This is a genomic window from Peribacillus sp. NPDC060253, assembly GCF_042727425.1.
Lineage (GTDB): Bacteria > Bacillota > Bacilli > Bacillales > DSM-1321 > Peribacillus.
On the sequence record NZ_JBHXAS010000067.1, the window covers coordinates 1 to 13,420 of the forward strand.

Annotated in this window: 12 protein-coding genes; 7 read left to right on the plus strand and 5 right to left on the minus strand. The window is 41.5% G+C overall.

Translation table 11 applies throughout. The features are described from left to right. Nucleotides 1-351 precede the first annotated feature (351 nt). Nucleotides 352-1,734, minus strand: a complete 1,383-nt coding sequence (gene gdhA, locus ACFWE9_RS16960; RefSeq protein ID WP_230159103.1) for an NADP-specific glutamate dehydrogenase — start codon at nucleotides 1,732-1,734, stop codon at nucleotides 352-354. Nucleotides 1,735-1,889: 155 nt separating this feature from the next. Here gdhA and gltC point away from each other — a divergent pair, with 155 nt between their 5' ends. The 3 genes from gltC (at nucleotide 1,890) to ACFWE9_RS16975 (ending at nucleotide 5,493) form a co-directional block, all read left to right on the plus strand. Then, nucleotides 1,890-2,792, plus strand: a complete 903-nt coding sequence (gene gltC, locus ACFWE9_RS16965) for a glutamate biosynthesis transcriptional regulator GltC (protein ID WP_230159104.1) — start codon at nucleotides 1,890-1,892, stop codon at nucleotides 2,790-2,792. A gap of 341 nt (nucleotides 2,793-3,133) precedes the next feature. Next, entirely contained in the window at nucleotides 3,134-4,180 is a 1,047-nt protein-coding gene (locus ACFWE9_RS16970; protein ID WP_230159105.1) for a PTS sugar transporter subunit IIC, read from the plus strand. A gap of 113 nt (nucleotides 4,181-4,293) precedes the next feature. Continuing rightward, on the plus strand, nucleotides 4,294-5,493 hold the full coding sequence (locus ACFWE9_RS16975; protein WP_230159106.1) for a class I SAM-dependent rRNA methyltransferase: 1,200 nt from the start codon (nucleotides 4,294-4,296) through the stop codon (nucleotides 5,491-5,493). 86 nt (nucleotides 5,494-5,579) lie between these two features. Here the strand turns inward: ACFWE9_RS16975 and ACFWE9_RS16980 are convergent, their stop codons facing one another. Together ACFWE9_RS16980 and ACFWE9_RS16985 are read right to left on the minus strand one after the other, a co-directional pair. Beyond that, nucleotides 5,580-6,251 carry a lysoplasmalogenase gene (locus ACFWE9_RS16980; RefSeq protein ID WP_230159107.1) on the minus strand — a complete coding sequence of 224 codons (672 nt, stop codon included), beginning with the start codon at nucleotides 6,249-6,251 and terminating at the stop codon, nucleotides 5,580-5,582. Between the two features lie 139 nt (nucleotides 6,252-6,390). After that, nucleotides 6,391-7,659 (minus strand): dicarboxylate/amino acid:cation symporter, encoded by a 1,269-nt coding sequence (locus ACFWE9_RS16985; RefSeq protein ID WP_230159108.1) that lies wholly within the window; start codon nucleotides 7,657-7,659, stop codon nucleotides 6,391-6,393. A 166-nt stretch (nucleotides 7,660-7,825) separates the two neighbouring features. Here ACFWE9_RS16985 and ACFWE9_RS16990 point away from each other — a divergent pair, with 166 nt between their 5' ends. From ACFWE9_RS16990 to ACFWE9_RS17000, 3 genes are all read left to right on the plus strand, one after another. After that, a complete protein-coding gene (locus ACFWE9_RS16990) occupies nucleotides 7,826-8,650 on the plus strand; it encodes an alpha/beta fold hydrolase (RefSeq protein ID WP_377357812.1) in 825 nt (274 codons plus the stop codon). A 289-nt stretch (nucleotides 8,651-8,939) separates the two neighbouring features. Further along, nucleotides 8,940-9,695 carry a threonine/serine exporter family protein gene (locus ACFWE9_RS16995; RefSeq protein WP_230159110.1) on the plus strand — a complete coding sequence of 252 codons (756 nt, stop codon included), beginning with the start codon at nucleotides 8,940-8,942 and terminating at the stop codon, nucleotides 9,693-9,695. Between the two features lie 18 nt (nucleotides 9,696-9,713). After that, complete coding sequence (locus ACFWE9_RS17000) at nucleotides 9,714-10,160, plus strand: threonine/serine exporter family protein (protein WP_230159111.1); 447 nt, start codon at nucleotides 9,714-9,716, stop codon at nucleotides 10,158-10,160. Between the two features lie 137 nt (nucleotides 10,161-10,297). Here ACFWE9_RS17000 and ACFWE9_RS17005 read toward each other — a convergent pair whose 3' ends face one another. Both ACFWE9_RS17005 and ACFWE9_RS17010 read right to left on the minus strand, forming a co-directional pair. Beyond that, nucleotides 10,298-11,836 (minus strand): solute symporter family protein, encoded by a 1,539-nt coding sequence (locus ACFWE9_RS17005; RefSeq protein ID WP_230159112.1) that lies wholly within the window; start codon nucleotides 11,834-11,836, stop codon nucleotides 10,298-10,300. Nucleotides 11,837-11,849: 13 nt separating this feature from the next. After that, nucleotides 11,850-12,188 carry a DUF485 domain-containing protein gene (locus ACFWE9_RS17010; RefSeq protein WP_230159113.1) on the minus strand — a complete coding sequence of 113 codons (339 nt, stop codon included), beginning with the start codon at nucleotides 12,186-12,188 and terminating at the stop codon, nucleotides 11,850-11,852. A 259-nt stretch (nucleotides 12,189-12,447) separates the two neighbouring features. Here ACFWE9_RS17010 and ACFWE9_RS17015 point away from each other — a divergent pair, with 259 nt between their 5' ends. Then, nucleotides 12,448-13,419: an efflux RND transporter periplasmic adaptor subunit gene (locus ACFWE9_RS17015; protein ID WP_230159114.1), complete on the plus strand. Its 972-nt coding sequence runs from the start codon at nucleotides 12,448-12,450 to the stop codon at nucleotides 13,417-13,419. Nucleotide 13,420: the final 1 nt, after the last annotated feature.

Sequence of the window (13,420 nt, forward strand, 5' to 3'; positions counted from 1 at the left end):
ACCCATCTTTTCAGAGGGGATAAACCTACATTTCTTTCTTGTGCAATGGATTTATAGGATTTTTTCCCTTCTAAGTACTCTAAAACTGCATGTAAATTTTCGTCTATCGTATATTTAGTCAAAAAAACTGCACCTCCAATTGTTAGATGTTGTCTAACAATTGGGGTGCAGTTCACTCTTCCGGCTCTCTTTTTTGTAGTAAGAAAGAAATGTTTTTAATCTCATTGATGTTATCTGAGTGTGGATATTCAGCTTGAATTGAGATGAATAAGAGGGTATCCAAAATTGAGATCACTCTTTTACAAAAGTAAGGCGGCCCCTGTCGGAACCGCCTCCTATATAAACGAATGGCTAGAGTATACCTTGAGTCAGCATCGAGTCCGCCACTTTAAGGAATCCGGCAATATTGGCCCCAACAACTAAGTTGCCAGGCTCACCATATGCTTCTGCAGCCTCCACACTGTTTTTATAGATGTTTTTCATGATCTCATGCAGTTTGGCATCGACTTCTTCAAAAGTCCATGACATTCTGGCACTGTTTTGGGCCATCTCGAGTGCAGACACAGCTACGCCGCCTGCATTTGCTGCTTTTGCTGGTCCAAAAAGGACGCCGTTATTTAGGAATACTTCAATTGCCTCAAGGGTTGAAGGCATATTGGCACCCTCACCGACTGCCTTCACATTATTTTTGACCAATAATTTTGCGGCTTCTTCATCGATTTCATTCTGTGTGGCACAAGGCAGTGCGATGTCACATGGTAAAGACCAAATGCCGTAGCTTCCTTCATTGTATACTGCTTCCGGGTGCGCATCGACATACTCGCTCAATCGTTTACGTTCCACTTCTTTTAGACGTCTAACTGTATCTAGGTTAAGACCATTTTCATCATATATGTAGCCGTTGGAGTCACTGCAAGCAACAACTATAGCTCCCAATTGTGTAGCTTTCTCAATGGCATGAATGGATACATTACCAGATCCGGAAATAACGACAGTGCTGCCATGGAATTGTAGCCCTTTGTCATTAAGCATCTCTTCGACGAAGTAAACCGTTCCATATCCAGTTGCTTCTGTACGGGCTAAGCTTCCGCCATAAGTTAATCCTTTACCAGTTAAAACACCAGCATGGTAGCTGCCTTGAATCTTTTTATATTGACCGAACAGGTATCCGATCTCTCTTGCCCCGACTCCGATATCACCAGCAGGCACGTCTGTATCAGGGCCGATGTAGCGAGCTAGTTCCGACATGAAGCTTTGGCAAAAACGCATGATTTCTGCGTCCGATTTACCTTTTGGATCGAAGTCTGACCCGCCTTTCCCTCCACCAATCGGCTGGCCTGTAAGAGAGTTTTTAAAGATTTGCTCGAAACCAAGAAACTTAATGATGCTGGAATTGACAGTAGGGTGGAATCGAAGTCCGCCTTTGAATGGTCCGATTGCACTGTTGAATTGTACACGAAAACCACGGTTGACTTGAACATTTCCCAGGTCATCAACCCAAGAGACACGGAAGGTGATCATTCTCTCGGGTTCAACCAGCCTTTCCAATATCCCGCTTTTCATATATTCAGGATGTTTTGCAAAAACGGGTATCAATGAAAGGAATATCTCCTTTACTGCTTGATGGAACTCACTTTCATGAGGGTTACGCTCTTTAACCTGTGCGTATACTTGACTTACGAACTCTCTAGCAACTTGTAATTCCTCATGCTCGACTGCTTGTGAAGTTGTCATTGTTCTATCTCCTTTAGATAAAGTCATAAAATATTAATTAGGGTATGCATATCGGTTTTTATATAATACTTTCATGGTATAATTTAAAAACGAAACAAACAATCTGAATATTAGATAAATAGCATGCTTTTTTGATATGAAAGAGGGAGCTTAGATTGGAATTAAGGCAAATCGAATATTTCATTGAAGTGGCAAAGCGTGAACATATGACAGAAGCAGCAGTGGACTTGCATGTTGCCCAGTCTGCCGTCAGTCGACAAATCTACAATTTAGAAGAAGAATTAGGCATACCCTTATTTATCAGGGAAGGCCGAAAAATTAGATTGACGCCTATAGGACATACATTTTTAGCTCATATGGAACAAGCTATGGATATAATCGATCGTGCCAAGCGTGAGATGGCTGAAAGTCTGGATCCAGAAAGAGGGACAATCCGCATTGGCTTTCCAAGTAGTTTAGCTTCTTATATATTGCCAAGGGCCATTTCCGACTTCAGAGAAAGTTACCCGCAGGCGAAGTTCGCATTGAAGCAAGGTTCATATCGGTACCTGATAGATTCGGTAATAAAAGGTAACATTAACATGGCCCTGATTGGTCCTCTGCCGAGTAATGAAAAGAAAATCAAAGGTGAAACGCTATTTATTGAGAACTTAGTTGCCCTTTTACCAGAAAGTCATCCTTTGGCCTTGAAGAAATCACTAAGCTTAAATGAGCTTCAAGGAAATCCATTCATCCTATCTCCAAAGGGATATGTTTTGAGGGATCTTGTTATGAACGCTTGCAAACTGCATGGTTTTGAACCGGAAGTGGCATTTGAAGGGAAAGATACGGATGCTATAAAAGGCCTTGTGGCAGCAGGACTGGGTATAACCTTGATACCTGAGATTTCATTGATTGATAGCTTGCCTCGTTTTACGGTTAAATTGCCGTTAGTGGATCCATCCGTTACCAGGGCTGTAGGGGTCATTATTCCAACTGATAGGGAACTGATGCCAACGGAGAAATTGTTTTACCAATTTCTGAGGGACACTTTTGCAACATTGGAAGGTTTTCAATAGAAAATCCTTAAAAATATTAAAATGGGTAACTATTGGAAAGGTCATAAACCAGCTAGTGAGGGAATCCTATAAATCGGGTTCTTTTTTTTATCGCTATTGGACCGCTGCAGCAAGAGATAATTTATTTTGAAATAATACAATATTAGTTTTTATTGTGTGAAACCGTGTAAAAACCTTATTTGTGAAAGCGTTTTTATTTTATTAGAATAAAATTAGTGCTTACATTATCAGAAAATTCATGTTATTATACTGACAGACTATAGGTAGCGGATAGATATATTGCTTAGACTTTTAATATGGAGAAATTGATTTTTTTTGGTTTTTTTAAATAGAATATTCTGATGATTACAAGGAGTGGAGATAAAGTGAGCAGGAAAAAATACATCAGCGATCGAATGTACAAGGCATCAACAGGGATAGCCAACGCTGTTTTGGTTACATTGGGGATCGGGTTATTGTTTGAATCCATAGGGGGATATTTAGGTTGGGAGGTCTTCCTGGCAATAGGCGGGGCCGCAAAGGTCTTGCTAGCGCCAGCTTTAGGAGCAGGTATCGCCTATCAGCTAGGAGGAAATTCATTAATTATCTTTAGCGCCATGGCTTCAAGTGCTGTTGGAGGTGCTGCCATTCACAGAACGGCTGAGGGTGCCTTCACGATTGTTACGGGTCAGCCACTAAGTGCCGTCTTGGCAGCAGTAATTGCAACATATATAGGTAAGCGCCTAATCGGCAAAACGAAGTTGGACATCATGGCCATCCCAATGGGAGCAGTTCTTGTAGGTGGAGTTTCGGGATATGGCCTGGCTCTTGTTACCACACCATTCCTAACATGGATAAGCAGTCAAACCACCGCTGCGGTCGAGGGTTCTCCCTTAATCGGTTCCATGGTCATAGCCTTGGTATGGAGCATTTTATTGATGACACCAGCGTCTTCCGCTGCACTGGCGATCGCCTTACAATTAGATCCTGTTTCCAGTGCGGCAGCTTTAATCGGATGTACCGTTCAGTTTGTCGGTTTCACCGTCATGTCTTATAAAGATAATGATATGGGCGGGTTCCTAGCACAGATGGTCGTTACGCCAAAAGTTCAATTTCCTAACTTAATCAAAAAACCATTATATGTCGTTCCGCCTTTTGTGGCGGCAATCATCTGTGCGCCTATCGCTACCTTGGCATTCGATTTTCAAGTGCCGTATGAGCTTGGTGGTATGGGGTTAAGTTCAATGATTGCCCCGATTGCCATCATAACTAGTCAGGGGTTGTACACGTTCTTGGTTTATGTGGCAGTGGGTATGGTATTGCCAGCTGTAATCACACTTGCCTTGCATCGGGTATTGAAGAAGATGGGTAAAGTAAAACCAGGCGATCTGCATTTAGAAGTTTCATAATTAAAGTTTTCTTAGAAACCAGCCTGGTTAAGGAACCGGGCTGGTTTTTATTTATAAAGGGATTAGGGTAAAATGGGAAGGAAAGCATTTGCATAGATAGGATGATATATATGATGGGAAAAGAAATAGATATAAAAGTGAAAGCTAAGTTCGTGAGTAAAATCGGCAAGGGTTTTCCCTTGATTGTTAAAGAGTCGATATCCAACATTAATGATCTTCAGGAAGAGGGATCCTTAGTGCGTTTGTTGGATGAAAACAACCGTTTTCTAGCAAAAGGGTATTATGGTAAACAGAACAAAGGCTATGGCTGGGTGTTGACCAGAAGAGAAAATGAAAAAGTCGATCAAACCTTCTTTAACGGCAAAATCCAGGCAGCTTATGAATTCCGAAAGTCTTTTTTTGAAGATACTGAGACTACGGCTTTCCGCTTGTTTAATGGGGAAGGTGATGGAATTGGCGGCTTAATCATTGATCATTATGATGGTCACTATGTCATTAGCTGGTATAGCAAAGGGATATATTCCTTTAAAGACTACATCATTAAGGCATTGCAGGAAACGGTCGAGGTCAAATCGATTTATCAGAAGAAGCGATTTGATACAAAGGGGCAGTACGTGGATGAAGACGATTTTGTCATGGGTGAACAGCCAACGTTTCCGCTTCTTGTAAAGGAGAATGGAGTCCATTTCGCTGTTTATTTGAATGATGGGGCAATGGTTGGCGTCTTCCTTGATCAGCGCGATGTTAGAAGGAAAATCCGGGATGAATATGCAAAAGGGAAAACTGTGTTGAATATGTTCTCCTATACAGGGGCATTTTCCGTGTTTGCCGCTTTAGGCGGTGCTGTTAAAACAACGAGTGTCGACCTGGCGAATCGCAGTCTACCGAAGACGATCGAACAGTTCAGTGTGAATGGAATAGATCCTGAAGCTCACAATATTGTGGTGATGGACGTATTTAAGTATTTTAAATACGCAGTGAAGAAGGCTTTGAAATTTGAAATGGTCATCCTCGATCCACCCAGCTTTGCCAAATCGAAAAAGTTTACTTTCAGTGCCGGAAAAGACTATACGGATCTATTGAAGGATACCATTTCCATTACGGAAGACAATGGGGTCATTATCGCATCAACTAATTGCAGTACATTTGATATGAAAAAATTCAAGAGCTTCATTGACATTGCCTTCAGGGAAATGAATGGGAAATACGAGCTCCTAGAAGAATTTTCATTACCGGCAGATTTTAAAACAAGTTCTGAATATAAGGAGGGCAACTATTTAAAAGTAGTCTTCATAAAGAAAATTAAAGGTTGAAAAAGGGCGTCCACAGTTCCATTAGAGCTGTGAATGCCTTTTTTAATGAAAAATTGTTTCATGTGAAACGAACGGATATTCGGAATTCAAAAGTTTGGCCGTTCACTCTTCAAACCTTTTGATAAATGGAAAGAAGGTTTTATGCGAATGCTGTTAGCAATGCAAAACTGGGCTGCATAGTAGGTAAGCATAATCAGCGGACCAGAATAGGCAACATCATCGATAAATTTGTTCCAAGATAAAATGGAGTCGGAAATTACGAACAGAACCCCGCCGATGATTGCGGCCGCATTTCCGGTCATAAATGCCGCCCAGCCCATGAGGGAGATGACCGTTACATAACAGATGACAGGGATGATGAGGCTACTTTCACCTTTTTCAATTAAAGAAACTACAATTTCATGACCAATCCAAGTAGAGTAAATGCCAATAGGAAAAATCGTAGCGAATCGAAGCCATGAAAAGGTCCATAGTTTAAAGAATGCCGCAATATAGAAAAGGTGGCCGATTAAGAAGGCGGAAAGGCCGATGACGAACCAGATTAACAAACCATCTCCAAGCATGCAAAAGAATAAACCAAGAAGTATTAAGGATTGGTAACGATCCCGTCTACCCTCTGTTTTGTAGGCAAAAAGAAAAATCAATAACATGGGAATGATCTTGAACATGATTTTAATGATTAAAGGTTCTTCCGGTATAAAAAAAATATATAATAGTCCCGTGATAAGAATTGCAGCAGGTAAGCTTTTCATTAGCATTTCATTCCCTCCTTCAATGTTTAATTCTATGTAATGGGAAGGAACCCCTTGTCAATTAATGAACTGTTTTTAGGGGAAGTCGTGAAAATGAAAAAACTGACTCCTGGTTAACCAGGAATCAGTTCGATGTTTTATAGAATCATACGGCCGAATTTTCTTTAACGAATGCTTGTTTTAACCAGTTTTTCCCCTCAACAAGCCTTGTGACAAGCATGGCACAAACTGTGTTTCCCGTTGAGTTAAGCAATGTAGCTGGAGCATCGATAATCGTGGATATAACAGCAATGATCGGCAGGACTTCAACAGGGAAGCCGAATACGCTAAGAATCAACATTTCCCCAATCATCCCGCCCCCAGGAATGGCACCCATAACAGCCCCAACCAAAAAGGCAACTGCAAGTATACTTAAAATACTTGAAATGCTTGTCATATCCTTTCCGAATAAGCTGAATAGGAAAACAATTTTCATTATCCCGCCAAATACAGAACCATCTTTATGCATGTTGGCTCCAAGTGGGATGACAGTCTCCGCTATGTCCTTTGGCACACCCATTTTCTTGACCGATTCCAGGTTGACTGGAATGGACGCGGCACTTGAACAAGTTGCGATGGCTGTAATGGAAGGCGCCAGGGCATTTTTCCAAAAAAGTTTAACGCCATCTTTCCCCCCTGCAATAAAGGCATACAAAGTGAAGAAGCCGAAATAATAAATCAAGGCCAAGACTAGGTAAAGACTGAAAGTGCGGGCATAGCCTTCTAAAATCTGTGGCCCCAGCTGACCGATTATCGTCGCAAAATAAGCACCAAGTCCAATTGGGGCATAGTACATGACGATTTTGACGACCTTCATCATGATAGCTGTACCCGCTGTCAAAAACTCGGTAACCGGTCTTGCTTTCTCACCGACCAGTGCAGTGGAAAGTCCGATTAATACAGAGAAAACGATAAGCTGAAGCATATTGCTTCTGGAGAACAGTTCGGGAAAGTCGGAAACGGTTACTGTGTTGACCAACTGACTGAAAAATGAAACTTCTTCGATGGTCTCTTCAGAGGAACTCTTTTCCATCAGTTCTTTAATGGCTGTCGTATCTGTGCCTTCCAATGGATTGACGATGGTTGCCCCAATAAATCCAATGACGGCAGCTAAAGCGGCAGTTGTCAGGAAAACGATAACAATACTACCCATGATTTTGCCAAGACGATTCATTCCGCTCATATTGGCAATCGCTGAAGCGATGCTGAAAAATACCAATGGCACGATGATCGTGAACATCAGGTTTAGAAATAAGTCCCCTAGCGGCTGTATGACCGAGGTTTTCTCCCCGAAAACGACGCCCGCTATCCCGCCTATAATAATGGCAGTCAGTAATATTAAAGAGGACCGATAGTTTTTAATAAAGCTCTTCATTAAATTTCCGTCCTTTCAGGATGAAGATATCAATAAAAATATACTTCATTATCAACTCTAAAAGGAGGTTTGACAATATTTTTTTATAGGAAGGAATGTTAAAAGATAAAGCGCAATAAATAATAATAGGGAATGGTTTGTGAATATATGGTGAAGGAGGGATAGAATGGCATTCGTTGAGGTGGAAGAAGGCGTCCGATTGTTTTATGAAGAAAAGGGCCAGGGGAGGCCAATTATTTTTATCCATGGAGTATGGATGAGCAGTCGGTTCTTTAGAAGGCAGCTTCCGTACTTTTCAGATAAATATAGAACGATCCTACTTGATTTAAGAAGCCATGGCCAGTCAAATCATGTTCATTACGGAAATACGGTATCCGTTTATGCTAAAGATCTTCATGCGTTCATTGGTAAACTGGGATTAAAGGATGTCATACTTGTAGGCTGGTCGATGGGGGCTTTTGTCGTCTGGGATTACCTCAAGCAATTCGGCGAGGGAAATATTCATTCAACAGTGATTGTCGATGAATTGGCCTCGGATTTTAAGTGGCCCGATTTTGATATCGGTGCTTTTGATATTGGCACATTGATTGCCTTCATGACTGAAATACAAAATAATCGTTCCCTGTTTTTAAAAAGTTTCCTTGCCTCCATGTTTAAAAATGAATTATCAGTGGAGGATGCAAGCTGGATGCTTGGGGAAGTGACCAAAATGCCTGAATCCATTGCCAGTGCCATTCTATTTGACCAATCGATTGTTGACTATCGTGAATTTTTTCCTGAAATCAGGGTCCCCACCCTTCTCTGTTTTGGAAGGCATGAAAAAGTCATTCCGGTAGCTGCAGGGGAACATTTGCATGAAAATATCCCGAACTCCGTACTAGTAATCTTTGAAGATAGTTGCCATTGTCCATTTATGGAAGAAAGCGAGCTGTTTAATAAAACCGTGGATGGCTTTATTCAAAAAAGGCGTGAATCCGTAAAAGGTTGCTGATAACGGGATATAAAAAGAGGATGCAGGCTTCTTGCTGCATTCTTTTTTCATTATATTCTACATCTCTTATCATTATTTTTTCTATTAACTGGGCGGTTTTTGCTTGAAATAAAGGGAATACTGCAACAAAGGATGGCAATGCTGCATTTAATTCTTAATGATAATGAACGAAGGAAATATTTTTCTACCCTTTTGACAAGAGTTGGGCTATTATGAGGTGGATTTAAACTGGTAAATTCGTGATCTGTGAATGAAAGAAACTCATGCAGAAAGTGATGGAGAGGATAAAATGGAAGATCAGTTACAATACAATGAAATTATAGATGTATGTTTACTCGCGGGGAAAATCATGCTTTCGAACGGCGCTGAAACTTCGCGGGTGGAAGATACGATGGTCAGAATTGCAGCAGCGTTTGGATGCGGGGACTCACACAGCTTTTCAACACCAACTGGAATCATTTTTTCTTTGGATGGTATGCATCCAGCTTCTAAATTAATTCGGGTTTCCCAACGGTCTACTGATTTACACAAGGTAACACTGGTTAACAGTATATCCCGAAGCATTTCCAGCAAGGAAATGACGCTAGGAGAAGCCTTTTTACAGTTAAAACAAATCGAAAAGGCTGGGATGGGTTATCCAATGTGGGTTCAGGTCTTTGCTGCCTTTATAGCGAGCGGTTGTTTTTTAATCATGTTCCAAGGACAGTGGAATGATTTCTTCTGGTCCTGCATTGCGGGAGGGATGGGATTCTCTTGTCTGTTTTATTTGCATCGGTTATTGGAGGTTCGTTTTTTTGCCGAATTCATTGCCTCTTTAGTTGTAGGTCTAGTAGCATTGTTCTTTGTCCAAATTGGTGTAGGTACTCATTTGGATAAGATCATCATTGGATCGGTGATGCCGCTTGTGCCCGGGCTGTTAATTACGAATGCAGCAAGGGATTTAATTGCAGGTCATTTAGTTTCGGGCCTTTCCAAGGGTGCAGATGCAGGTTTAACAGCTTTGGCCATTGGGGCAGGAATATCGGCTGCATTTGTTTTCTTATGATGTAAGGGGGGAAGAAGGATGTTTGCACAGCTTATTACAAGTTTCATTGCCTCAGCCGCCTTTGGAGTCATTTTTAATGTACCGAAAAATTCATTGATACAATGTGGTGTTGTAGGGATGCTAGGGTGGGGCTTATACTTTTATTTGGTTGAAAATGAGATAAACAGCATCATTGCAACCTTGGCTGCTTCATTTATCGTAGCGGTTATCAGCCAGTATTTTGCTAAAAGGTATAAAATGCCAATCACAATTTTCAATGTTTCGGGAATCATCCCCCTTGTGCCTGGCGGTTTATCATATGATGCAATGAAACATTTTGTCGGAAATGATTTTTATACCGCGGTCCAATTGGCCGCAAAGGTCTTCATGCTGGCTGGTGCCATTGCAATGGGACTGATCTTTGCAGAAGTCATGAATCAGTTAGTGAATAAATACAGTAAAAGGAAAACAAGGTTGCGAAGTTAGAGGAAATGTTAAGGGATTTTGAAGGAATTCAACATTCCGGATAATTATGATTACAAAAGAAAGAGAAAGGAGAGCAGGGGGTAATACCTGGTTCTTCTTTCTCTTTTTAATATTTTAATATAATAAATAAATCTCGCTTATAAAGGATCTTTCATTCCAGTGTTAGCAGTAACCAATATTTCGTCGTATTTTTTTGCATCAGCTTTCTTGCTTGACAGCAATGTCCCGACGATGGCAGCGATAAAACCTATTGGAATGGAGACGATGCCTGGATTAGCAAGTGGGAATAATGGTTCTCCAACGAATATTGCTGCTCCCTCTACCGGTGACCAGACATTTGGACTTAGGAACACAAGTAATAATGAACTGACCAGTCCCACTATCATACCTGAGACAGCCCCTGCTGTGTTAAAGCGTTTCCAAAATACCGTGAAGACAATGATTGGCAGATTGGCACTGGCAGCGACGGCAAAGGCAAGTGAAACAAGGAACGCAACATTCATGTTTTGGGCAAATAAGGCAAGGATGATGGAGAGAACGGACACCCCGATGGATGCCCAACGAGCTGCAACGACTTGTTCTTTATCAGTGGCTTGACCTTTACGAATGATGTGGCCATAAAAGTCATGGGCAAAAGCGGAAGCTGCCGATAGAACGAGACCTGCTACAACAGCTAAAATGGTAGCAAATGCAACTGCAGACACGAAGGCAAATAGGAAGTCGCCTCCGATGGCTTCGGCAAGAAGTGGAGCGGCCATATTTCCAGCCGCATTCGCGGCTATGATTTTGTCGTATCCGACAAAAGCTGCCGCCCCAAAGCCAAGGAAAATGGTCATGATATAAAAGATGCCAATGATCCAAGTGGCATATACGACGGACTTTCGTGCTGTGATGGCGTCTTTTACCGTAAAGAAGCGGATGAGAATGTGAGGAAGTCCAGCTGTACCGAGTACAAGCGCTAAATTAAGTGATAAAGTATCCAATGGATCCTTGAATTTGTTACCAGGATTGAGGAAATCCCCGCCTAAAGGGGTGGCTGTTTTCATCTGATTGAACATCTCGATCACGCTAAAGTCGAATTTAGCCAGTACGATAATGGAAATGATGAATGTTCCTGCCATCAATAAAATGGCTTTTACGATTTGGACCCAGCTGGTGGCCGTCATTCCGCCAAATACTACGTAGACGGTCATTAAAATACCTACAATGATGACGGAGTATAGATAATCAATTCCAAGTAAGAGTTTTATAAGGGCACCTGCACCGACCAGTTGGGCAATCATATAAAAGGTTGAAATGGAAATGGTGTTAAGGGCAGCGACCCCGCGTACTTTCTTTTCATTAAAACGGGCAGCAATCATGTCCGCAAGTGTATACTTACCAAGGTTACGAAGCGGTTCTGCCACGATATAAAGAACGACAAGATAAGCAACCAGAAATCCTATGCTGTAGAAAAAGCCATCAAATCCAGAGAGTGCAACCATTCCGGCTATTCCTAAAAATGAGGCGGCTGACATATAATCACCCGCAATGGCCCACCCATTCTGCCAACCAGTCAGAGAACTGTCCGCCGTATAAAAATCCGCGGTCGTTTTCGTTCGCCTTGAAGCAAAGTAGGTAATGACCAATGTTAACCCAACAATGATTAAAAATAATATAAATGCAAGTATATTCATTGTAAATTCACCTTTATCCTTTCGCTTCTTTAACGATTTCTTCAACTAATTGGTCAAAAGTAGCAGCCTTCCGTGAATAAAGGATGCATAAGGTCCAGGTCATGATAAATTGAGCGAAGGCCAAGACCCATGCCCAACTGATTGCCCCAAATGCATATGTGTTAAGAACTTTAGAATAGGAAGTTAGTATAGGTAGGGTGAAATAAAAGGCCATGAAAAAGATGGATAGTGGGACAATGAAATTGCGTTTTTTCCTTAGGAGCTCTTGAAAAGAGTGTGATTGGACGATCTTAGTGTAGTCCGTAGAAGCGCTTACCTCGGTTTTCTTAGCTATTGAATCGTTTGATGCCAAGTTGGTTCCCCCTTCATTGAATATTATTTTGGTTTTCATTACCAATTTTTCTGATAACAGTATCAGTATATATTTTTCAGAATATATTGTAAATTTAAAATTGTGAAATAAATCTTTTTTCGTTCGACATAGTGTTAATTATTAAGGAGAGTAAAGGCTGACATAAATGTACGACCATGAAATCAAATCCGACCATTAAGGAAAAGTTAAGCTTCTTTCACGATACTTGCTTCAACGAAGGAAATCTGAAGGGAGCAAAATGATGAAAAAGTGGATGATGATAGGTACGGTTTTAGTGTTGGTCATTGGAGGGAGCCTTTGGCTTTTCATGAAGGACAATGCAAAGCCCGTCGTTGCAAAGACGATGACGACTACAGTAGAAAAGGGAGATCTTGAAGTTCAAATAAGCGGTTCCGGGTCGGTCGCCGCAATCAATAGTGAGGACCTTACTTCATCGGTAACGGATGAAGTGGATGAAGTTCTTGTAAAGAAAAATGAATTGGTTGAGAAGGGTGACGAACTGATTACCTTCTCGAATGGAAGTGACCCGATAACGGCCCCATTCGATGGTACTGTAACAACATTGGACGTAGAAGAAGGGGATCGTGTATCTAGCAGTGAGGTTGTGGCACATGTTACGGATTATAAAAAATTGAAAACTACGATCAGTGTTGATGAATTGGATGTTCCAAGTGTTAAAAAAGGACAAACAGTTGAAATAAAAGCCAGTGCTTTTGAAGATGAAACGTTCACGGGCCAAGTGACCAGTGTAGCAAAAGAAGGTACATATGAGAATGGAGTTTCTTCGTTCGATGTTACGATCAAAATTGATAAACCCGGTGATATTAAAATTGGGATGTCGACTGAAGTGAGCATTGTAACGAATAGCGTAAAAGATGTTTTATATGTTCCGATTGAAGCAGTCCAAATGGACGGTGAAGAGAAATATGTGAATATACAACAATCCGGTGCAACTGAAGGAGCTGCTAGTACAAAGTCAGCGGTTGAGACTGGAATCAGTAACGATAGATATATCGAAATAACTTCAGGTCTTGAAGAGGGCCAGAATGTTTCCTTGCCCATTACCATCAATGAAAGCGCAACTGGCAGTGGCGGCGAAGGAATTAGGGGAGGCCAAGGAGGCGAATTTCGAATGCAGAGTGGCAGCGGAATGCCGAGCGGCGGGATGTCAAGCGGTGGCGGAATGCCAAGCGGTAAGGGAGGTCAGTAAT